The organism is Legionella santicrucis (genome assembly GCF_001468135.1).
In the GTDB taxonomy this organism is placed as follows: domain Bacteria; phylum Pseudomonadota; class Gammaproteobacteria; order Legionellales; family Legionellaceae; genus Legionella; species Legionella santicrucis.
Window position 1 is genome coordinate 19,048 of the sequence record NZ_LNYU01000015.1, and the last position, 23,553, is coordinate 42,600.

The window sequence follows — 23,553 nt, forward strand, 5'->3', positions numbered from 1 at the left end:
TGATCAAAGAATTTTTTCATCTTAAGGTACTTATAAATTTGGCGCAATAGAGAAAATTAAACCACTCACACTTCTAAGATACTTGTAGATGCCGATTTTAAATTATTTGCTTGCAGCAAATCATCTATTGCTTTTAAGACAGCTTTCACTGCAGCAATTTGCTTCACATCAGGTCTGTATACCAAACATAAGGGCTTAACATAACTTGGCGCGCCTTCAATCTTTTTTAATTGATCTTTAAAATGAAGTTCAACATAGCAACTTGGCAAAATAGCAGCCCCATGATTGTTTATTGCCATCGCGGCTAATGCTTCAATTTGATCCACATTACAAATACGTGGAGCAGGCCTATGTTGGCGTAATTTTTGTAATTCATTCAATAGAGAGTTCATTAATGGAATTTTTAAGTCTACTAAAATTAACAATTCATCAGAATATAAATCAACTTTTTTGTTTTGCTTGCAAGATGCCCAAAAAGAGAACTCAGTTTCAGCAATCTTACGAATGATAATATTAGCATGCGGATAAGGATCCGTCATAATACCGATATCTACATTACCTTCGATGATGCTTTGCATAAGGTCAGCGGATAGACCATGCTTGAAATGAATTTCTAATTCTGGATATTGCAACAGTAAATCAGAGTTCATTTCCGACATATAAGAACAAAGCGTGGAATAACAGCCTATAGTAACCTTACCCTTAATGTGCTGATTCGTTTCTTTAATCGTTGTAGTTAATGAATTCCACTGTGTTAACAAACTCTCAAAATTCTCGAATAATTGATTACCTGCTCGCGTTAAAGTAACGCCTTGGGTGTGACGAATAAATAAATTTGTATTCAGTAATTGTTCAAGTCTTTTTATAGAAAAACTCAATGAGGGTTGGCTTATATGCAATTTTTTAGCGGCTCTACTAAAATTTGATTCTTTAGCAACTTCGTAAAAATAAATTAAATCACTTGCAGAAGGTAACATCAATTAATCCTTTTGTTTCAGTGCGATGCCTCGTATCCCAAAGGCTCCATCAGGATGACCTGGGGCCATAAATTTTATTTATACCCTCTATAAAAATTCTATATTTTACATAGCAAGAGCTCCTTCTTAAACTTTTTTAGCAAATATTTAAGGAGTAGCAAATGAAAACATTAAACAAGGTAGACACAATTATCATAGGCGCAGGCCCCTCCGGCTTATCCGCTGCTAATGTTTTAAGTAAGCATGGAAAATCAATATTCATTTTGGAAAAAGAAGCTCAAGCCGGAGGTAAATGTCATACCTTTACCGACCCCTTAGATAAAAATAATAAAACCGAATGGGGAGCTGCATTAATCGCACCAAATTACGGGAAGGTCATTGATAAGATGCAAGAAAAGCAATTAGCTTGGGAACAAGTATTACCATCGGACCTAAGTACTCTTCCTTTTGATAAAAATTTAAATCAAATGAGTCTATTAGAGAAAGGTTTTTGGGGGGTAGAGTTTGCTAATGAAATGTTGGCTTTTGCAGGACATGCTAAAAAATATCAGGATTTAAGAGATAAACATCAAGATCTTCCCGAAGATTATAAAATTCCCTTCAGAGACTTTGCCAAAAAATATAAACTGGAAAAAATAAATGAATTTTCTTATCTCTTTGTTCCTGCTTTTGGTTATGGTCTTATGGAGGAGTGCCCTACTTACGCCATTCTTGAATACTACGGCACTATGACTCTACCTGATCTGATCATTCCCAAACTCTTTGGAGTGCACGGTCTACGCTGCGTGCAAAATGGATTTCAAGAGCTGATGGAAGCTATAGCTGCTGACTTTAACATTAGCTATAAATCGCGCATTCAATCCATCACTAGAAATGATGAAGGCATTACTGTTGTTTTTGAATCAGATGATGGGCTGCAAAGCATCAGCGCAAACTCCTTGGTTCTTGCGATTTCACCTTTGCATTGGCCTACATTAGGAATGAAACTTACAGAAACGGAACAAAAATGCGTCGATAATCTTAGTTGGTATCAATACCCCGTCGCAGTGGTTAAATTGCACGGATACCCAGCAAATCATTATTATGAATATAAAGGACTTATTTCGGAAGGATTAGAACATTTAGCCCTGATTACCACCAGAGACAATCGTCTCAATCCTCAGGACGGCCGTTTATGCACCGCCTACATTAATTTAAAACTCAGCGGAAAAAATGAAAATACAAATTTCATTTTCACTCCGGAAAAAATAAAGCAATTAAAAGCAGATCTCATGCAAGTACCTGGTGTAACAGATGTAGATATTTTGGAAACTAAAGTTTGGAAAGATTATATGTCCACTCTGCCTTGGGAGCTTCGTCTGGAATTGGATAAAAACCAAATGCACGCCAAAACACTTTATGTCGGACCTTATACCCTAGGTGGATTTGAAGATGTTGCTTGCGTTTGGGAACAATCTCATAAAGCAACCAAAGAATACATCTTGCACAAACAATCCAAACCTTCCTCCTTGAGGAAAGAAGTGCATAGAAATCTTTTCTTTTTTACCTCAGAATATCAAAAACCCTATGATGGACAGGAAATAACGTCAACCTATCATCATTCCATATCTTAAAATAATCTACCTGGCTACACAGTTAATGCAGTCAGGTACACTTACTTATACGTCAAGTAATGAAATCTCTTACACATTCACATTAGCGTCACTATATTGTATTTAAGCTCAATCACTGCGCAAAGAAACTACTGGTGCCAATTTTGCCGCTCGGCGTGCGGGATAAAAGCCAAAGAAAATTCCTGTTGCAGCAGATACCAAAAAACCTGCTACAGGAGGAAGAAAATAGATCGCAAAATTCCAACCACTAAAATAGGCTAAAATACGAGTCACAATTAATCCTAAAAGAACGCCAAGTACGCCTCCTAATAGAGACAACATAACAGACTCCACTAAAAATAATGCTTGAATTTCACTATTTTTAGCACCAACCGCTTTACGGATACCAATTTCTTTTTTACGCTCACTCACTGAAACCAACATCACATTCATCACACCAATTCCACCTACTAAAAGCGAGATGCCGCCGATTACAGCAAGTAATAAGGTAAAAATCTGCCCTTGGCTTTCCATACTGGCAATGATTTGTTTGGGACTACGTGTAAATACATTTAATTTAGGGGCGGTAGAACCAATAATTTGTTTTATTTCTTCAATCACTTCATCAATAGGGCTATCTGGCTTTAACTTCAAAATCACATTATTTATTTTGGCATCTTTGCTGATTAGGTTTATACCTGCCAAAGGCACAATCACCGCCTGATTGATGTCTTCATTAAAAAAGCCATTTTCTTTCCAAGGCTCAGCGACGCCGATAATAGTATATAAAGATTGTCCTATCCGTAATTGCCTACCTATGGGCTCATCAAAACTAATTTCTCTTATTTGCCGTGCCAAATTCGCCCCAATAACACAGTAGTGTTCATAAGAGTCAACAAAAGAAACAAAATGACCTGCAGCTAACTTGATGTTAACAATTTTTGCCAAATGTTCATTGGCCCCAATTACTGCTCCTTGCATCGATTTTCCTTGATAACTTATAGGCTGGTATGCAGTACTATAAGGCGCCATTTCCATAATATAAGGGATCCGCTCAGCAAGTTGCTCCCATTGCGCTACAGAAACTGATTCATGATTACCTTGTTTACCTACAGTCTTTGAATAAACTGCAACTGAGAGCAAATCCGTTCCCAATGCTTTAAATTGTGCTAAAGCTTTTTCTGTCGCCAATTGACCACAGCTAATCAAAGCGACAACTGCAGCGGTACCGACTAGAATGCCTAAAATGGCCAAAAATGAACGTAATTTAGCCGCAGTCAAGTTGACTACCGCTTGTTGACAATGCCCAGAAAACTTCATTACACCGTCTCCGTTACTACCACGCCATCCACGAGTGTAATCCTTCGCTGGCAAAGTGCAGCGATTTGCTCATCATGAGTAATCATGATAATACTCCGACCTTGAGCATGTAGGGATAAAAATAAATTCATCACATCATTACCCGTTCGCGAGTCAAGCGCACCTGTGGGTTCATCTGCTAAAATGACTTGGGGTTCCGTGACTAAAGCACGCGCTATAGCAACACGTTGTTGCTGTCCTCCTGATAATTGCGTGGGTCTGTGCTTTGCATATTGATGCATTCCCACACAGTCAAGAGCCGCAAGGACTCTTTCTTCAATTTCTGTCGCAGGAACACCACGATAAATTAAAGGCAAAGCTACATTTTGCTTGGCACTAAAACGCGGTAATAAATTAAATTGTTGAAAAACAAATCCTATATTTTGATTCCGTAACTCTGCAGTTTGATCATCCGTTAAGGCGGCTACATTACGATTGTTTAACAAATAAGTACCACTATCCGCTTTATCTAATAATCCTATAATATTCATCAATGTGGATTTACCTGAACCAGAAGCGCCTACAATAGCGAGAAGATCACCTTCATAAACTTTCAGTGATACTTCTTTTAAAATTGTGGAACTAATTCCCTCAAGATGATAGGTTTTTACAATATCAGTAAGCATCATTAAAGGCTGCTTTCTTCTGTTTCTATCCTTGATGCTTCCCTGTACCATACTCTTTTCACATGGCTCAGCTGAGAAATTACTCATAAACCACCACATCACCGGACTTTAAGCCTGTTTCAATAAGTACTGAATCTGCTTGAGCTGCGCCAGTTGTAATGACACGTTTTTCAATAGAACCTGATTCATTTTTAACTTGAACGATACTTTGTCCTTTTTCGCGTTTGATCGCAGCAATAGGTATCACTAACTGTTTCCCATTATCCACACTTAACTCTATAGAGGCACTCATGCCTACTTTGATCCATTTTTGTTGCTCCGCACTTAATTTTCGTACCTCAACCACTGCTGTGAAAAATGGAAGCCCATTATTATTAGACGCTTGTGCATTCACGGCAACCAACTTTCCTTGTAATTGGTACTTACCAAAAGCAACTCCCCTGACTGTTGCATCCATACCTGCTTGCACTTGGGTGATATCAATTTCAGGAACATCAATTTCAATGCTGATTCCCGACAAATCACCAATTAATCCAATCACCTGTCCTGACTTCACTGAGGCACCTACAGTGACGCGCACACTTTTATCCTCTCCTGCTTTAGGGGGATAGAGCAGCACGCCATCATTTGGTGCTTTTAAATGAATCAAATTATGATTTGAAGCCAAAATATTTTTTAGTCTATCGAAGTCAGCTAAACTTAATGATGAGATATTTTGTGAGCGATTTTCATCTAATTTTTCCAACATTTCTGTCAGTTTACGCGTGGACTGCATCAAGGTAACTCGGCCCGTATCCACATTTGATTTTTCACTTAAATAATTATTTTTGGACAGTAAGCCTGAATCCCATAAATCCTGAGTTCCTACAAATTTGGCTTTAGCAATAGTATAACTGTCTTTGGCCTTTAAGTACTCTGTTAATGTATCATTAAACTGTCTTTGTAACTCCGTTGAATTTAAGGTAACAATGACATCACCTTTTTTAACTATTTGCCCATAATGAAAGTTCATAGTCTCAACCACTGCCTCAATCGGACTACTTAAAGTACTTTCATGTAAAGGCTGAACTGTTCCTGTAAAATGCAATGACTTATGAATAGGGCGTTCCTGAACTTTATATTCATGCAAAACAGCCACTGTCTTTTTCTGTTCCTGCTGTGGTCCGCATGAAGACAAAAATACGCCCATCGCTAAGATGATTATGCCCGTTAACCGATTGAGATACCTATTCATCCACCATACCTTAATTTAATTTGCCAATGCTCCAGTGTCGTTCCAAGAATTTTTTGCAGATTTGATATTTGATTCAAATAAGCAATTTTTGCATTGATTAATCCTGCTTGTGCTTGAATTAATTGATTTTGTGTGTTGTTTACATCCAATGCGCTGGAAATCCCCGCTTGTTGTTTTTTCTTTTCTAAAGCATAAGACTGTTCTGCTAATTTCACTTGCTTTTGTGCCAACTGATAACGTTTAGCCAAGCTATTGATATTATTGATAATATTTGTGATGCTGGTCATTAACGCTCTTTTAGCGGCAAGTAGTGCCAAGCGATCTTTTTCCAAGCGAACTTTTGCACTAATTAATTGATTTCGTCGCTTGATATCATGTAACGGTACGGTTAAGGTCAAACGTGCTGTTTCAGTCACATTATTGCCATCATAAATTCCGCGTACGCCCCCAACATTCCCAGTAACATCATTCACGACGCCACTTTGTATATTTCCTCCTAAATCTAATTGCCATAATTGCTGATTTTTAGCAACTTTATAAGCACGCTCATCAGCACGCAAGGCAACTTTATAGGCTAAATATTGCGTATTATTGTTTAACGCATACTCAATCGATTGCTTTAAATCAGGAACGGTAAGTTTGTCTAATACTACATCGCTAGGCACTGATATATGCATTTCCGGATCAAGCCCTATAGTCTGCAATAAATCCTGGGAGGCAGTTTGAAAATCATTTTCCGCTTGCTCAACCATCAAACTTAACGATTCAATTTGATAAGATTGTTGAATATTACCTGTGGGCTCTAATTGCCCTGCTTTTATCTTCTTTTCATTGATTTCATAAGACTTTTGGGCTTCTTTTAATTGCAAACGCTGATTTTGTAAGTTATTACCACTGAGAACCAGCATCCGATAAGCCATGATTACTTGAGTCACTTGCTCAGCTACTGATTGCTTTAAATTTAATTTATTCAACCATTCAGTATCTTGAGCATTTAAAAGCGCTACTTCATTTACGGCTTTACCAAAACCACGTAACAGAGGTTGCGTTAACGAAAAATTTAATACAGGATTATAACTGTTGTTTCCATTCAGATTATTATCAATTCCAAGCTTTGCTGTGGTACCTAACTTCGTATTCAAATTAAATTCAGGAGTGGCTAGAAGTGTATGATTCGTATTAGAACCAACGCCTGAATAAGTACTTTTCTGAACTGCTCCTGAAGCCCCTATAGCGTATTGTAATTCAAACTCATTATATGCTAATCGCAATTGGTAGCGCTGAACAATACGATCGAGCTCGGCATTTTGAATATTAGGGTTATAGCGTAAGGCCAATAAAATAGCTTCTCGTAAACTCAACTGATGAATGGCTTTATTGCGCGAAGCAGGCGATGTGGGTAGCTCTATCCAGTGTTTTAACATAAACTCAGGATTTTCTATTGCTTTTTGCAAGCGCTCTTCTGCTTCTTTTGACGCATTTTCCACGGCAGGGATGGACCAAATCTGGCGCGTAAACAAGGAAATAAACAAAAAAAGCAGTGCTCTTTTTTTTAAGATCATTTTTTGTTCCACACTGCAAATCGCTGCCTGTCCTGCAAACGTAATGCGGTTAGTTGTCCTCCCCAGAGACATCCAGTATCTATGGCATGAATTTTAGGATGAGGACATTTTCCCATTAAAGCAGCCCAATGCCCAAACACAATATCCCACTCAATTTCTTTACGACTCGGTACTTCATACCAAGGATAAAGACTTGCTGGCGCTTGCGCAATAGTCCCCTTATAACCTAACTCTAACCGACCATTTGCATCACAAAAACGCATACGCGTAAAATAATTTGTTATAGCTCGTAGCCTATCCACTTCAGTTAAATCATCAGACCATAAATCGGGTTTATTACCATAGAGATGGGCTAGAAAATCACGAAAATGATCACCAGCAAGAACTGTTTCAAGCTCTTTAGCCAGTTGCATTGCTTGAGTTAAATCCCACAAAGGGGCTATTCCTGCATGACACATCACCACTTTGAGCTCTGATGAATAATGCAAAATGGATTGCTTTCTTAGCCAATGACCCAAATCCTCTCTATCTGACGCATGCATTATCTCCTGTAGGGTATCATCATGTCCACGCCAAGGTCTTCCGCCAAATAATGAGGCTAATAAATGCAAATCGTGATTCCCTAATGTGATTTTTGGCGCAATAGGCAAGGAACGCACAAAGCGTAAAACAGCCAAAGATTCAGGGCCACGATTTACGAGATCACCAACAAACCATAATCGGTCTGTTTTTTCATCAAATTCGATTAACTCCAGTAACCTTTGCAAAGGCTCATAACAGCCTTGTACATCACCGATTGCATAATCAGGCACCGTTTTTTGCTCCTGGCCTTAGCGTATTATTTTCATTTTCCACAGCTTGCCATTTTCCAGTCACATTTAATTTCTGCAATGAGGTCACTAAACCGCTATTTTGTTGTGTAAATTGACTGTTGAACTGAGCTTTATGAATTAATTCCGTAGCCGACATAGTCTCCACTTTCCCAGTATTCATATTTTGGACTTTGACCGAGGCAGGTAAAGCAAGCGCATATTTAGAAAAGACGGTACCCGACTCCATTTTTCCTTTGGCCTCAAATCGGCTTGTTACCCCCCCATCAGCGGCACGACTGTGGAGTGCTAAGGATAAAAATCCTTTTTTAGCAGCTTGCCAATTTTTATATTCAGGATGTTCCCGCACAAATAATTGATATATTTCAGGACACATTAACATACCACCAGGCACCATGAATAAAGGCGCTTTATTAATCATAATGCGACCTTCATCTAAAGATTTAATCATCCATTTGATGAACTCCATTCCTATTGCCTGTTCTTTTTCCAGTATTGATTCTGGCTGTCCTCCAGAAAATGTAGCAGCTCTATAACGCCCTCCACCTTGGGCTGAAATAGTTCGTCCCATAAACTCAAGTAAATAACGTTGAATTGCGATTGCTTCGGCATGAATTAAGATCGCACCTAAAGTACCAGCTGAACGCTCGTCTTCATTTAATAAAGCCAACCAAACTGCTAAAACCTCAGGGCTAGAAGCAATCCAGTTAAAACCACTTACTGGCATCAATGTCCTAGCCATCAATAAATTAAGTCGACGACGTAGCTCAACCTCTGACTCTTTTTGAAATTCATAAAAATAATAAGCCCCAGTATTTGTCAAATTCTCAAGCAATGGATTCCATTCTTTTAAAAATTGGCCATTTGAATCATAAAGCCCAATTCGGTAATCCGCATATAACTTGCCAATACCTTGCAATAAAGCCGCAGAATAAAGTGCATATTGCCAAAGCTTTTGCTCTTCGGACATTGCATCAGGTTGATCGAGTAACATAAATTCTTGAAATAAGCTAAGTGCTGCTTCAGTACGATTTAAAGCATGATCAACTAACCCACCAGGCTGCGAATAATAGCTGTGAGTCGTCTCCGGCAGATTTTGGCAATAATGAACAAGATTATCGACAAGAGTACCGCATAAACTATCATATCGTGACGTTTCTAAACCCGACAAAACCCTCATCTTTTTGAGTAATGCCTGTCTTCTATCTTCTGATAAAAAAAGATTGGCATTAACCATGCGTGTTAAATCTTTCAAAGATTTGCCTTGTGAGGACAAGGGACCTTTACGTTGACGTTGAAACAAAGCCATCTCCATAATAATTTAGTAACTCCGACCTAAAAATTGAATCCTCAATAGTTAATTTTACACTAATTGGAAATAAATTTCGCTAGTTGAACATATTCTGAGACGGAAATTTGTTCTGGTCTTTTATTTCCATCAATACCCAAAGCCTGTAATTGCTCTGCAGTTATTAACCCCTTCAAGTTATTATTCAACGTCTTACGGCGCATCGCAAACGCATGAGCCACCAAATATTCTAACCGCTCCACATCAATCGTCTCAAAAGGTGAAATGCAATGAGGTACAAGACGAACCACCGCAGAATCTACCTTAGGTTTGGGATCAAAAGCTTCAGGAGGAACATCAAATAAATGTTCCACAGTACAATGGTACTGCAACATCACTGTTAATCGTCCATAAGCCTTACAGCCTGGTTGGGCTGCCATCCGTTCAACGACTTCTTTTTGTAACATAAAATGCATGTCTTCTATATAAGCCGTAAACTGCAATAAATGGATGAGCAATGGGGTGGAAATATTATAAGGTAAATTACCCACTACACGTAATTTTGGGCCGAATTGATTGTAATCAATGGTTAATGCATCAGCAGAAATCAAATACAATTTATCTGCTGTACTCGATAGTTCGGTCAAATATTTTTGCAAATCAGTATCAATTTCAACAGCAGTTAGATGATTTAGATAGCGCAGCAATGACTGAGTCAGTGCTCCTAAGCCAGGACCGATCTCAAGCATATTATCCTGTGGTTGTGGATTTATCGCTTGCACAATACGATTAATAATATGTTGGCTCTGTAGAAAATTCTGTCCAAACCGCTTACGCGGACTATGCCTCACTTTAATTCATCTCCAAAGAGTAAAAAAGAATTATATCGTGCCTCTATCTTAAAAAGTAGTATGGTAAAACCTGAGTACTCATGAAGAAGTTTCAAAAATAGAGATTTACCTCTATTTAGTTGATAAATTTGTATAGCATAAGCGTCAAGATATGGTGTAAAATTCGTCCACTATGAACAAGGCTGGAATCATTATGGCTTATAGAAAAATGTTAAAATCAAAAATCCATCGTGCTTGTGTTACAGAAGCTGATTTGGACTATGAAGGAAGTATTACGATTTCTCCAGAACTTCTTAAAGCAGCAAATATTTTACCTTATGAAGCGGTTAATGTCTGGAACATTACTGCAGGAACTCGTTTTGAAACTTACGCGATCACTGGCAAACCCGGCTCAACTGAAATTTGTGTTAATGGCGCAGCTGCACATTTAGCCACTCCTGGTGATTTAATAATTATCGCCTCTTTTACTCAGGTATTAGAAGAGGATTGTGCAAGCCTGGTTCCAACCGTAGTTTTTGTTGATCAGTTCAATCGATTAAGAGAAATTAGACCTGAGAAGATTGGCGTGAAAAATCAAGAAATTACTAGTGTTTAAAACTACTGCCCTTGATTTAAAGAATCTATCTTAGTTCCTACGTCCCGCGACTTGTTCGCGGGATCCAAAAATCCCTAACCAGCTATGAATCATACCCTTTTAAATCATCTATTAGAATTGCGCCGTCGAGGGCTACAAACCCTAGTTTGGTTTGTCGCTTTATTTTTCATTTTCTTTTTCCTAGCCAATCATTTATTTCAAGCGTTGGTTAGCCCATTACTTAATACGCTATCTACTCAAGAAAGCGTCATTGCCACACAGGTAACATCGCCTGTGTTTACTCCATTAAAACTCGCTGCCGATGCCGCAATGTTACTGAGCGCTCCTTTTGCTTTATTCCAATTCTGGTGTTTCATTAGTCCAGGGCTTTATAAAAAAGAACAAACTATTTTACGTACTGCACTCATATTGAGCCTCATCCTTTTTCTAGTTGGTGTTTTGTTTTGTTTTTACTTGGTCTTACCATTCATGTTTCATTTTTTCGCTCACTCCCTACCTAAAGGGGTGCGCTACATGCCCGATATGGGCTATGCATTGGATTTTATCACCAATATGCTGATGACATTTGGATTTTGCTTTCAAGTACCCCTAATTTGTTTTGTGCTCGTACGCTTAAAAATCATCGATGTAATGACACTAAAAAACATCAGGCCCTATGTTATTGTAGGCGCTTTTATAATAGGTATGTTACTTACTCCACCTGATGTTTTTTCACAAATTATGTTGGCGCTACCTCTTTGTTTGCTCTACGAAATAGGAATCATGTTATCTATTTGTTTTGCAGACTAAATAGATGGATTTAATAAAATCCTTATCTCAAACTTAGTTTTAGCATCAGACGTTCCTGCTCGCCTCCGTATGGAAAGATGCAGCTGTTATCACCTCATTTTTCTAGCCCCTCATTTTTATGAAGTGCAGAATTAGCGCCACCAGGATTAAAATTAAAGTAGTCACAAAAGCATCATAAGTTTTAAAAATCGATTGCTCCTGAATAGAATCTAATACCCGCCCAGTGAAAAAGAATACAACAGTAATTTGCTGATTTTTTTTGCATAACCCATAAAATTCGGTCATTATATGGCCTGGATAAAATGGAATCATTTATTTTTTTATCCTAGCGTTTAATAAAGAAGAGGAGTATTAAAATGTATGATAAAAGTTTAGGTATATCTCCAAAAAAACATATCGGCTCACTGAATACACTAAATTCGGAAACCCATAAAAAAGATGGATTTCGTTTATACATTTGCTCCCCTATTCAACATCATAAGGACGGGAGAGTAGCGCAAATTTTAGAACCCGAAATAAGATTTAAAGCAAATAAAAAAATAAATGGAAAAAGTATTGGATTAGCGATCAAACAAAAAAATTCTTTTATTTGCTTTCAAGTTATGATGAATATAATCAGTAAAGTTATCCTCAATGACATCCAATTGGCGCAACATAAACATAAGGTATTCATGAATACATTATGGAGTGGATTAAATGAACTGCACAAAAAAGAAATAATAAGGACTATTTATGAGAAAAAACCTTTTTTGTTATCCAGTAAAGAAAGTGTCCGTAATGCCATTATAAGCGGTAATAACGCAACAGAGTTTTTTAATATTGTTTGTCAAAATCATCCCATTTCTACTGCGTCTACTGTAGCTCCTGAAAAAGCATCACGCATTCTCTTTATTGATCCTAACGTATATGCCCAAAGACATGGCAAGGAAAGTATTGCCTTGTATACACAAAAACATCCGCATGAATGCTGCATTATCCATAATAGATCGGCTTTGGAAAAAGTTCTAAAACTACATAGTAATAAAGATCAAACAATAACTTTAACTATATTTGCAGATAATAATATTGATACAGGGAAAAAATGCTTGGATTGGACCCTTGAAACTGTTGGCAAAAAGCTTGGAGAAATAGTCAAGGCACATCCATGCATTGGACATTTAAACCTGATTACTTGCTATAGTGGTTCGTTAGATATCACAAAGATTCATGATGCTGCATGCTATGAAAAAGTAAAGGAGAACAAGATTTATCACGATCTTTATCGATTTATCCTAAAAACTTTCTTTCCGAAAATAACCCATTTGAAAACGGTACCATCGCTCATCAAATTTGCCAAATAGTTTTTCCTGCCGTACATGAAAAAAGTCGAGGACCGGTCGTCATATCTGCTTCACCTCGTTACATCCATAATCATGAATCACGATTTATTGGCTCCTCTCAAGGAATACCCTATCTTCCCCATAGCTTTTCTGAGGATGAAAGTACGTTCCTACATTATAAAAGAATTACTGTATTTATTGGAGATCCTCTATTATTTCAAGGAGTATGCTTATCCAAATCAAAAGAGCAAGGAAATAGTCACTATAAAGTAACCTTAGGTGTAAAAGACCCTAGCATCACATCCCAAGAAAGTGGACTACTTTCGGGATATGGTTTTTTTAAACTATCCGCGGAAAAGTCCACACCTGAGCGTGTGATCTCACACTCCATGGAAAATCATATGTTTTAGAGAAAAATTTAAATAAGTCTCAGTTCGCACGTTGCATGAGCTGTTCCAATATAGCCTGCTTTTTGTGGAACTTTGATTTATTGTCTTTGATCATCATTTCAATAGGTTAAACAAATGCCCTATCTAGACAATATATGTGATCTCACCAATATTAAGCAAAAAGAAGGAGAAACCCTATTAATTAATTCTGCTACCACAAAAAAGGATGGATTTCGTTTATATATCTGTACCCCGGTCCCCTTTAAAGAGATTGAGAGAGAAAATGACAAAGAGCTAAAAGCAGAACTACGATTTAAAGCAAATAAAACTGTAGATGGGCTTCATGTCAATGAAGAAATTAAGAAGAAAAATTCAGCTTTTTGCTTCCAGATTATAATGAATATCGTCGATCAAGTAATCCTTAATGACCTCCCACTCAAAAAGCATAAACATACCGTGTTTATTAATACCTTGTGGAATGGATTAAATGAAGATCAAAAAAAAGAGATCATCAAAATTATCTATGAAATAAAACCACGTTTACTCTCTAATAAAGCAACGGTATACAACAAGATTATTGGTGGTAACAATACAAATGAATTTTTTAAATTGGTTTGTCAAAACCACCCCATTGCCTATCCTAATACTGTAAAACCATCACAAGCATCACATGTAATTTATATTTCCAATAAAGACTTAAACTCCAAAGAAGGTTTTGAGAGCATCTCTTTATATATTAAAAAACATCCTAATGCATGCTGCATTGTCACTAAAAAAAATGCTTTATTGCAGGTTTTAAATCATCATAAAGATGAAAATCAAACAATCACTCTGGTTGTTTTTGGCCATAACAATATTAATAAAAATAATGAATTCTTGGACTGGACTCTTAAAACTGCAGGCAATGAACTGGGTAACATATTAAACGAGCATCCTTGCATTGGACATTTCAATATGTTTACTTGCCACAGTGTATCATTAGATAAAACAAAGCTTAACAACACCATACTCTATGAAAAAAGTGAAGGAGAACAAGATTTATCCCGATCCTTATCCATTTATCTTCAAAGTTTACTACCTGAAGATACTCCATTTGAACCGAATACTCTCGCCCATAAAATTCATCAAGTCGTTTCTCCTCAGATAGAGACCAATAAACGAGGCCCCATAGCGATAACTTTTTCTCCCGTTTATATCTACGCATGGAAAAATCAATTTATTGGGACATCCCACGAGTATGTACACTCTTTTAACGAAAAAAACCCTCTTTTACATTATAAAAAAATCACTACTTTTCTTGGTGACGAATATTTATTTAATGGAATTTGCTTATCAAAATCAAGTCATCACAAAAGAAGTCGCCATCAAGCCATCCTAAAAAATAATGAAATCGTGATTTCATCGCCGCCCTTATCCTCGCCCCATACTTTTTTTAGTAGATTATCGCCAATATTTGAACAAGAATGTTCCGAGCAGAATGAAAATAGCAGCCATTCAAAAAGAATTTAAATTAAAACTATCTTCCAGCCTTCATCTACAAAAATGAAAAAACAGAGCACCGTTGACTCGAAGCTGCGGTTCATCCAAATGCTATTTATCAGAAAGCCTGGCCCCACGTTTTTTAATGACGTCTTTATAAGTTAAGTAGCGGGTGCCGCGGTGGATTCATGGTCTTCATGATCAAACCAAGTAAGTACTGTTTCTTCACCCAAGTTATCGTAAATATAAGATAAATATCGGGTTAAATCCACTTCATACTCATCACGCGACAATGTTTCTGATAAGGGGCAATGATGAAAAAAATTACCATCGAGATAATCGTGACAAAATTGATGATAGTCTAAGGTAAATAAAAGAAAAGTATGCCACATATTGTCTATATCTTTCATTTCATCATGCATTGAGCAGTAGAAATGTAATGATGAATCATCAGGGCGTTGCTGTAGTTCTGTTTTATGTTTTGTACATAACCAAATATATTTCATTAATTCTCTAAAAGCATCATTTGCATTCATTTTAGCCAGAGGAAAATCCTGCTCATATCTGGCAATAACATTGTTATTTTTATAGGTTAGTAATTGATTACTGTTTAACACAATCAAAAAATCCTTAATAAAGATTAGATTAAATGTTGTCATCTCAAACGTGTCTGGCTAGATATCAGAAAATAAGAACATCATGTCGAACATCGTGAGGGATCTCCTGAGCTTCGTGAGATGTCTCGCAAAGCTCGATATGACGAACTTCTTTGGCAATTACATTGACCAGACATAATCAGAGATAACAACGTAGAGAAGATAAAAAATTAATTTACTATCTGGGAATTCTACATGGATGGCTAAAGGCTTTTTTTGTTTGCACCATTTTTTTTTGAACAATTTTTTGGATAATTTTATCTTTCATTTGATACTCCTTTAATTTCAAAAAGTTAGACACCCACAATTTATTTAACTAACGTCAATCTGTCAATTAGTTACCATTTGGTAACCTAGAGACTGCATCCGATCGCAAAATAATTTCGGGCACATAGCGAGAAAACTCTCCTTAAAGGTTACCTGTATGAAGTTGCTTTACTTACATGCACGATTTAATATAACGGTTTCTGTTCTGCACTATTTATTCAAGGATTGATTTTTAATGACTACATCAAAAAAAATACGTGCTACTCTGGCAAAAAATTGGTTTTTCAATAATCAATATAATCAAAATAATACAATAAAAGAAGAGTACTTAGATCACGGCGCACGCATTGTCACCAAATGTAAAAAATTACTTACTCTAATGCAAGATGAAGAAGCGAGAAAAACATTGTATGCGATCATCGCTCAAACTGAAAATCTGTTACGTATAACCGCCGCAATGAAAAAAAATCCCGACGAAGATGCATTGAACTCTTTGTTAAATGACTGTCAACACTTACAACGGGAAGCGTTAAAATTACCAAGTAATTTACCTAATGAAAAAAATCAGGCGTTAGTCAACTATAAAATTGCAACGGGTTGCTTTTATTTACTTGCCATCAGTGTTTGCCTAGCTATAGGTGCTGCATTTGGTGCATGGTATTTTGGCTTTCTTACTGGCATGTATTTTACTGATACCCTAGTAGGATTTCTCTCTGCTTTTGGTATTCCGGCAACGTGTTTAGGACTTTTATCTTTTGGCCTTTACAAAACACAAGATACATTACAGGAAGACTGTACTACTCTTGCAGATGATTTAGGTGATTTTTGCGACACGATTATTGTGGATTACCATCTTGCTCCTCCCGAAATAACGCCATATGAGAACAGCGTAAAGTAGCGTCGCGAGCACCCCGAACACAAACCATAGTCAAGTCCTTTGCAATGCACTGATGAGGAGTAACTTCCTCCACCTTGTTTATAAATTGAACCTGTATATTTTATTATCGGATTGCTGTAGCATTAAAATAACAAATAATAATTGTTCCTTTAAACTTCAATAATGTTCAGACAATTAAGTAAATTAGTAAATTTCCCGCATAGAAATTTATTTTTTGCGCGCTCCGTTAAGACAATGACAAAAAGTGTTGGCGAACTGGTTCGTGTTAATGCAATTGATCATGATGGGTGTTTTGGATTGCAACACATGGAACCTCGCGAAATGGGGACTATGCATAAACCGATAATTGAATCTCTAAATCATCAAAAAGAAAACCAAGGATATGCTGTTGATTATGTGACAAGCAGTTCCAACAGGCAAAGTATCAGATTGGATTGTCTTAATAGCATTTACAATCAGAATAACCTGGCATTTCCTGTGGCAAAAGCATTAGCAAAATCATTGGGGGCATGGTTTGATCCTCTATTATTAGCAGATATCACCGCAAATCGTAAACCTGGTTTTACCATTAACTGCATCAACGAAGTAGCGCAGGCAAAAAAATTAAATTTATTTGAAAACCGTGTATCAAATGAGGTTATAGATGCACTTTTGCAAGAAAATCATGCCGACTTTACCTTCTCCGAAGATAAAATAAACATCATTTATCCTCAAATGCATCGTATCGCTTTATTTCACCCACAAGCAAAAATCCATTTTAATGTATATGATGATTTACTCAAGCAAGTATTAGAACCTTTAAACCGTTTTTATAGCGATTATCCCGATTTAATACCTGCAAATACGACATTAAATCTTTATTATTATAATACGGTGAATAATGACTCAATGAGTCATGAACTAAATATGCCCAATCTCATTCATACCATACATGGTACTGGCTCCATTGATTCCCATTATTATCATACTGTCAGGCAAATGGAAGAAATAGCAAAAAACGAAGAAGGCGAAACAAGTAAGTATTATATGAGCCAATATATTACTCCCGAGCTTTTGCAAAAAAATTTTAATCCCCAGGTATCTTCCTAGTAAGAAGTATGATTTTTGGATTGAAAACATTCCTCTGCAGATAAAAAAGTATTTCAAGAGATAGATCAGAGCTGGCTTCCTCTTGCATTAAAAATACGCTACGCTTGTTATAACTATTTTTGCGATACCCTTTTTGGGAGTATAGAATTAGTTACAGATCTTATATTTTCAGGATGAAATTATGTGCTTTTCAGCTTCTGCCAGTTTTACTGCTGCTAGTGTGATTGCTGCTGCTGGTATTTGTTCTTTGCTCAAAGCACGCACTTATCCTTTATATCTTTTTGCACTAACCCCCTTGTTTTTTGCAGTGCAACAAGCCTTAGAAGGCTTAGTTTGGATTACGTTAATGCAGGGGGATTCTACGAGTCTTTTAAACAAAATAGGGATTTATGGATTTCTATTTTTCGCAGGTGCTTTTTGGCCAATTTGGTTATCGGGTTGTTTGTATTTTTTAGAAGGGGATAAAAAACGTAAAAATTTACTCCTTATTGTTTTCATCATTGGTATTATTGCAGCAAGTAAAATTTTATTTCGATTAGTTGTTCATAAACATACTGCTGTTATTAGCGACCACCATATTGATTATCCCATGTTTGCCTTAACCTATAGCGTTTCTTCTATAAAACATATTTTTTATTCCTATACTCTTGATTTAATTTTAACGATAGCATATCTCATTGCAGTCATTGTTCCCTTTTTTATTTCCAGTATTAAGGGCATGTGGATTATTGGTGCGATAACCACTATAGGTTTTATTGTTGCCGCAGTTTTTTATGCCTTAGCCTTCGGATCTGTTTGGTGTTTTTTTGGTGCCTTATCCACAATCGCCACTTATTATATAGTTGTCAATTATAACCGCCATCCACTAAGTTCTAGACAAGGTGCAAGTAAAGTGAGGTGAAGCAGTGTACAAAAGTACATGGCTGAGCCGAACAAGCTTGCAACGATGGGACGCTATACACAAAGTGCATGTTAATCTATGATTTAAATTTATATTTTTAGAAGCTGCATTGCTCCAGGAATAACTTCCTGATAAGGTAATCATCGAGTAATGTTCGTCAGTTCAGGTGAGGAATGCTTCGACAATTTATCGATCTTATTCCATTTTGGTGGGTAGTGTGTATCTGTATCAGTTTTCTCGTGTTTACTACACTAGGTGCTGCTTTTATCTCTTCTCGTTTTTTTTCTATAGCTAACGATAAAGATCACCTTGAACGCTCCAATTCAATCATTGCCATCCTAAGCGGTGGATTTTCTGTATTATTAGCATTTATTATTATCACCGCCTGGAATTACTTGCTCAAAGCACAGGATAACGCCGCCCAAGAAGCTAATTCATTAGCGGTCATGATGCGCAATATCGCGGTGTTTCCACAAGAAAATCAAATAAAACTTTCAGAGGCCATTCGCAATTATACAGTTGCCGTAAGAGTGGGTGAGTGGAAAAGTATGGAAAGGGGTAAAGAAAATCCAAATGCTGCCAAGGCATTAAGAGAGTTGTATCAAAACATGCAGTCCTTTTCACCAACTACCCAATTAGAGAAATTGTATTATTCGCAAGCATTACATAATCTTAATACCATCCATAAACTGCGACGAGATCGAATTAATCAATTATATAGTGTTATCCCTAGTCGATTAAGTGCGGCTTTAATTCTTGGCTCCGTTTTTTTAACCTTAATATTAGGTTTTATACGCGGCGGAGCTAAGTTCATCGATTTAATTCCTATTATCGTTGTTGCAGTGGTGCTGGGGTTCAATTTAGGGATTGCGTTTAGTTTAGACTTCCCTTTTTCTGGTGATATTTCAGTAAAAAATAATTTCTTTTATCATGGCATCCTAAATACTTTTCACGATGAAGCGTGAAGTCGCAAGATACAGCTCTGCACCCTCATTTTCGCCTTATGCTTGAAGTGTGTAAATAACGAAATGCAAGGGGCAGCAGAATCGAAGATAAAAGGTAACTTCTCAATAAGCCCGAGCAAAAAGTACAGCTTACTTTCTACAGGCTTAGCAACAGCGCTTTGCGCTCCTCAACCCGACCGTATCGTGTAATGATCCGCTTTCTTTATCTGTTTAATGGGTGGAGTTTGCACTACAATAATGACCCTCTTTTTCTTTTAAATAAATGCCTATGTTTGGATTGTTGATTGGCAGTGTGCTTTTGTCCCTAATAAGCATGCATTCTTCCACATACGTAATTTGACTGCTGTCATCAATTAATAAACGATACCAGGGATTGCGAGTAGCAAATTCACGTTTCTTCGCTTGCGGATTATAGCGTCCTGAAGCCTGAAAAAGCGGATCCACATCGACAATGATCGCTCTATAACGACTGTGTTTATGAATGACTAAATCTCCAATATTAAACTGTGCAATTTTATCCATGAAAGACTCCGTATTAAGCATCTTGGATAATATATCGGTAGAAATAAATGAAGCTTGAGTTTGTGTTATTGATGAACAAAGAGTCTCTAAGAGGGTATTGTTAAGTCGGTTGGACCTAAAATGAAAACATTTATTTTCATAATTCAATTATAATTCTATCATTAAGAGTAATAATCTTTATCGTTGAATGAATAACGAGTTCAAAAGCTCACGAGATAACCTTTTCTGAGGTAAAAACATACATTGAAGAAGGGGAAAGAGAATGCTTTATTTTTATCTTAGCAAGATTAACTCAGATCATAACCTCATTTATATAATCATCCGGACGATTATTATCTACATTTACGCTATTTTTCTAATCCGCATTGGCAATCGACGGTTTAATTTACAAACCTCATTTGATTTTGTACTGGTTATAATCATGGGATCGGTATTAAGCCGAGCTGTTAATGGTTCATCCACTCTTGTTGCGTCTATGGCCGGCAGTGGGGTTATCATTTTTTTGCACTGGCTATTTGCATTTGGAGCTTTTCAGCATCATAAAATTGGCATATTACTTAAAGGTAAACCTATAATCGTCATCAAAGATGGCGAAATCGATTGGAATGTTTTAAAAAGAAATCAAATTACCGAAGAAGATTTACGCGAGAGCCTGAGACAGGCTCTTCATCATGATGAGTTACATAATGTAAAAGAAGCGCGTCTTGAGAGAACAGGTCAATTAAGTTTTATTTTAAATACCACTACTTCAAAACAATAGCATACAAACGAATGGATCATTATGAAACGAACTCATATTAAAGTTTGCATCCAAAGTGTCACCTCGTGGATAAATCTTCTTTTTTTTCTTGCCCCAGTTATTCTCATAGCCCAAATTATTTTGGCGTTTCTTGATTGAGCTACCAAGTTCTGCACTTTTCTCCAAAGACATTATTTCGGAAAAGTCATTTATATCCAATAGCTCCCCATATCAAGCGTTTGGGGACAGAACAGTTCTGATCCAATGCATAGACCGTGGAGTAAGCAAAATATTGGCTCAATATATAGTCCCATAAGTTGCCTTACTGTACCTTACTCAGGTCATGAGAATTGTGCATCGCCTGAAATTTTCAAAACTATCATCAGGCACAACCTATGTATGCTAGGAGAATAAAAAGACTTCCCAGTGTGAAATGTGACCTCAAGGGCATCTCAGCGTAGAAATTTTAACATAAGAGCTGGGTTATGCAGCACATCTTTGTTACTCTTATTTTCTTTAGCAAACGAGAAAAATGAATGCCTATTTTTGGGGATTTTTAAAATACTGCTGTAGTCAATTTTTGCAGGCAATAACGCTTGAATGGTCTTTAAGCTTTCAGGATTCTTAGTAGCTGCTAGATCAAGTACTGTATTGCCATCTTTGCTTTTAATCATCACCGCTTCTAAGCGCTGATTTACTGGTAATAACTCTAAAACGGCCTGTAGGCTTTTAGGGTTACCAGAAGACAGATGAAGTGCTGTATAACCATATTTTTCTTGAATCATCACCACCTCAAGACGTTGATTTTCCGGCAATAACGCTAGGATGGTCTTTAGGATTTCAGAGTTCGTAGCAGCATGATGAAGTACTGTCTCGCCATATTTATTTTTAATTATAACCGCCTCTAGAAGTTGATTTTTCGGCAATAACGCTAAAAAGGACTTTAGGCTTTCAGGATTATTAACAGCATCGTGAAGCACTGCACTGCTAAATTCGCCTTGAATCATCATCGCCTCTAAGCGTTGATTTTCTGGCAATAACGATAAAATGGTCTTTAGACTTTCAGGATAATCACCAGCGAGATCAAGTACTGTGTTGTCATATTTGTCTTTAACCAGCACCGCTTCTAGGCGTTGATTTTCCGGCAATAACGCTAGAATGGCTTTTAGTCTTTCAGAATTATCAACAACACGATCAAATACTGTATTGCCATCTTCGTTTTTAATTCTCATTGCCTCTAAACGTTGATTTTCCGGCAATAACGTTAGAATGATCTTTAGACTTTCAGCATTCTTAGCAGAATGATGAAGTACTGTATTGCCATATGTGTTTTGAATTCTCACCACCTCTGGACGTTGATTTTCCGGCAATAATGCGAGAATGGTCTTTAGGCTTTCAGCATTCGTAGCAGTATGATGAAGTACTGTATAACCAAATTTGTCTTGAATCCTCACTGCCTCTAAGCGCTGGTTTTCTGGATATAATTCGAGAATAGTCTTTAGGCTTTCAGCATTCGTAGCAGCATAATGAAGTACTGTATTGCCATATTGGCTTTGAACCCTCACCGCCTCTAGGCGCTGATTTTCTGGATATAATTCAAGAATGGTCTTTAGGCTTTCAGGAGTATCCGCAGCACAATGAAGCACTGTATAACCAAATTTGTCTTGAGTCCTCACCGCCCCTAGACGTTGATTTTCTGGATATAATGCGAGAATAGTCTTTAGGGTTTCAGGAGTATCCGCAGCACAATGAAGCACTGTTTTACCCTGTTCGTTTTTAGCCATCACTGCTTCTAAGGGTTGATTTTCCGCTAATAACGCTAGAATGGTTTTTAGGCTTTCAGGATTATCAGCAGCCTCGTGAAGTACTGTATTACCCTGTTCGTTTTTAACCATCACCGCCTCCAGGAATTGATTTTCTGGATATAATGCGAGAATGGCTTTTAGGATTTCAGGATTATCAGCAGCATAATGAAGTGCTGTATTGCCACGTCTGTTTTGTTGTTTTATTGCCCCCCCTTTTTGTGACAAGATTTTTTGTGCGATACCAAAATGGTGATTGTTTAGTGCAGCCATCAGCGGCGTATTTCCTTCTGGATAACTGACCCCATTGATTTTAGCGCCTTGTTTTAAGAGCACATCAAATATGGCCTCATCTCCTTTCTCTGCCGCCCAAAATAAGGCGGTTTTCATGTGACCATCAAAAGTTTCAAGACAAGCTCCGTGTTCCAGCAGATAGTTCACCATAGCTAAGTCCTTGTTTTGAACAGCGATGATAAGCGGTGTATTTTCATCATTATTTTTGATATCTACTTGCGCCTGCGCTGCAATCAATTGTTGGGCAATATCGCGTCCAACTTCGTTTTTATCTTTGTAAAGCACTTTTTCCAGGGCACGGATTAAAGCGGTATTGCCGTATTTATCTTGGATGTTTACATTAATCCCGCATGCAATGAGGGTACCTATAGTCTTCTTATCGGCGTTTAAGGTAGCAAGATGCAAGGCACTTTGTCCCTCTTTATTCCTCGCATTAATCGCAGCACCTTGTTCCAGAGCATCAAAAGCGATGATTTTCTTGTTTAATCGGTGCAGATAATACCGGTTAGTTGCTAACAGCGCGTCAAAGG

The 23,553-nt window shown here is 37.2% G+C and carries 21 protein-coding genes; 10 read left to right on the forward strand and 11 right to left on the reverse strand.

What is annotated here, in order from left to right; translation table 11 throughout:
* Positions 1-65: 65 nt before the first annotated feature.
* Entirely contained in the window at positions 66-977 is a 912-nt protein-coding gene (locus Lsan_RS03835; protein WP_058513209.1) for a LysR family transcriptional regulator, read from the reverse strand.
* Between the two features lie 161 nt (positions 978-1,138).
* Between Lsan_RS03835 and Lsan_RS03840 the strand changes: the two genes are divergently transcribed.
* A complete protein-coding gene (locus Lsan_RS03840) occupies positions 1,139-2,590 on the forward strand; it encodes an FAD-dependent oxidoreductase (protein WP_058513210.1) in 1,452 nt (483 codons plus the stop codon).
* A 108-nt stretch (positions 2,591-2,698) separates the two neighbouring features.
* Here the strand turns inward: Lsan_RS03840 and Lsan_RS03845 are convergent, their stop codons facing one another.
* The 7 genes from Lsan_RS03845 to rsmA are packed head-to-tail and all read right to left on the reverse strand — an operon-like array spanning position 2,699 to position 10,319.
* Entirely contained in the window at positions 2,699-3,889 is a 1,191-nt protein-coding gene (locus Lsan_RS03845) for an ABC transporter permease (RefSeq protein WP_058513211.1), read from the reverse strand.
* The gene (locus Lsan_RS03850; RefSeq protein ID WP_237762028.1) at positions 3,889-4,605 is read right to left on the reverse strand and encodes an ABC transporter ATP-binding protein; all 717 of its coding nucleotides are present in this window, start codon (positions 4,603-4,605) and stop codon (positions 3,889-3,891) included. Before Lsan_RS03850 ends, Lsan_RS03845 begins: the two co-directional genes overlap by 1 nt.
* Before the next feature lie 28 nt (positions 4,606-4,633).
* Positions 4,634-5,788, reverse strand: coding sequence for an efflux RND transporter periplasmic adaptor subunit (locus Lsan_RS03855; RefSeq protein ID WP_058513212.1), 1,155 nt, complete (start codon positions 5,786-5,788; stop codon positions 4,634-4,636).
* Positions 5,785-7,350, reverse strand: a complete 1,566-nt coding sequence (locus tag Lsan_RS03860; protein WP_133134285.1) for a TolC family protein — start codon at positions 7,348-7,350, stop codon at positions 5,785-5,787. Before Lsan_RS03860 ends, Lsan_RS03855 begins: the two co-directional genes overlap by 4 nt.
* A complete protein-coding gene (locus tag Lsan_RS03865; protein WP_058513213.1) occupies positions 7,347-8,162 on the reverse strand; it encodes a symmetrical bis(5'-nucleosyl)-tetraphosphatase in 816 nt (271 codons plus the stop codon). The genes Lsan_RS03860 and Lsan_RS03865 overlap by 4 nt, the downstream gene beginning before the upstream one ends.
* Positions 8,155-9,495: a conjugal transfer nickase/helicase domain-containing protein gene (locus Lsan_RS03870; protein WP_058513214.1), complete on the reverse strand. Its 1,341-nt coding sequence runs from the start codon at positions 9,493-9,495 to the stop codon at positions 8,155-8,157. The genes Lsan_RS03865 and Lsan_RS03870 overlap by 8 nt, the downstream gene beginning before the upstream one ends.
* A gap of 53 nt (positions 9,496-9,548) precedes the next feature.
* A complete protein-coding gene (rsmA, locus tag Lsan_RS03875; RefSeq protein WP_058513215.1) occupies positions 9,549-10,319 on the reverse strand; it encodes a 16S rRNA (adenine(1518)-N(6)/adenine(1519)-N(6))-dimethyltransferase RsmA in 771 nt (256 codons plus the stop codon).
* A gap of 193 nt (positions 10,320-10,512) precedes the next feature.
* Between rsmA and panD the strand changes: the two genes are divergently transcribed.
* The 4 genes from panD (at position 10,513) to Lsan_RS03900 (ending at position 14,920) form a co-directional block, all read left to right on the forward strand.
* On the forward strand, positions 10,513-10,914 hold the full coding sequence (gene panD, locus Lsan_RS03880) for an aspartate 1-decarboxylase (RefSeq protein ID WP_058513216.1): 402 nt from the start codon (positions 10,513-10,515) through the stop codon (positions 10,912-10,914).
* A gap of 84 nt (positions 10,915-10,998) precedes the next feature.
* Positions 10,999-11,703, forward strand: coding sequence for a twin-arginine translocase subunit TatC (tatC, locus tag Lsan_RS03885; RefSeq protein ID WP_058513217.1), 705 nt, complete (start codon positions 10,999-11,001; stop codon positions 11,701-11,703).
* 356 nt (positions 11,704-12,059) lie between these two features.
* A complete protein-coding gene (locus Lsan_RS03895) occupies positions 12,060-13,043 on the forward strand; it encodes a hypothetical protein (protein WP_237762025.1) in 984 nt (327 codons plus the stop codon).
* Positions 13,044-13,546: 503 nt separating this feature from the next.
* A complete protein-coding gene (locus Lsan_RS03900) occupies positions 13,547-14,920 on the forward strand; it encodes a hypothetical protein (protein WP_058513219.1) in 1,374 nt (457 codons plus the stop codon).
* Positions 14,921-15,051: 131 nt separating this feature from the next.
* Here the strand turns inward: Lsan_RS03900 and Lsan_RS03905 are convergent, their stop codons facing one another.
* Complete coding sequence (locus Lsan_RS03905) at positions 15,052-15,507, reverse strand: glycine-rich domain-containing protein (RefSeq protein WP_237762026.1); 456 nt, start codon at positions 15,505-15,507, stop codon at positions 15,052-15,054.
* Positions 15,508-16,048: 541 nt separating this feature from the next.
* Between Lsan_RS03905 and Lsan_RS03910 the strand changes: the two genes are divergently transcribed.
* From Lsan_RS03910 to Lsan_RS03925, 4 genes are all read left to right on the forward strand, one after another.
* A complete protein-coding gene (locus Lsan_RS03910; protein WP_058513220.1) occupies positions 16,049-16,711 on the forward strand; it encodes a hypothetical protein in 663 nt (220 codons plus the stop codon).
* A 234-nt stretch (positions 16,712-16,945) separates the two neighbouring features.
* The gene (locus Lsan_RS03915; RefSeq protein WP_237762027.1) at positions 16,946-17,800 is read left to right on the forward strand and encodes a hypothetical protein; all 855 of its coding nucleotides are present in this window, start codon (positions 16,946-16,948) and stop codon (positions 17,798-17,800) included.
* Between the two features lie 181 nt (positions 17,801-17,981).
* Positions 17,982-18,701 (forward strand): DUF6629 family protein, encoded by a 720-nt coding sequence (locus tag Lsan_RS03920; RefSeq protein WP_058513222.1) that lies wholly within the window; start codon positions 17,982-17,984, stop codon positions 18,699-18,701.
* Positions 18,702-18,874: 173 nt separating this feature from the next.
* The gene (locus Lsan_RS03925) at positions 18,875-19,666 is read left to right on the forward strand and encodes a bestrophin-like domain (RefSeq protein WP_058513223.1); all 792 of its coding nucleotides are present in this window, start codon (positions 18,875-18,877) and stop codon (positions 19,664-19,666) included.
* Between the two features lie 210 nt (positions 19,667-19,876).
* On the opposite strand, the gene hspQ is transcribed toward Lsan_RS03925, so the two are convergent.
* Positions 19,877-20,188 carry a heat shock protein HspQ gene (gene hspQ, locus Lsan_RS03930; protein WP_058513224.1) on the reverse strand — a complete coding sequence of 104 codons (312 nt, stop codon included), beginning with the start codon at positions 20,186-20,188 and terminating at the stop codon, positions 19,877-19,879.
* Positions 20,189-20,450: 262 nt separating this feature from the next.
* Here hspQ and Lsan_RS03935 point away from each other — a divergent pair, with 262 nt between their 5' ends.
* Entirely contained in the window at positions 20,451-20,948 is a 498-nt protein-coding gene (locus Lsan_RS03935) for a DUF421 domain-containing protein (RefSeq protein ID WP_058513225.1), read from the forward strand.
* 431 nt (positions 20,949-21,379) lie between these two features.
* Here Lsan_RS03935 and Lsan_RS03945 read toward each other — a convergent pair.
* The coding region (locus Lsan_RS03945) for an ankyrin repeat domain-containing protein (RefSeq protein ID WP_193392677.1) at positions 21,380-23,553 on the reverse strand (2,174 nt) is incomplete at its 5' end.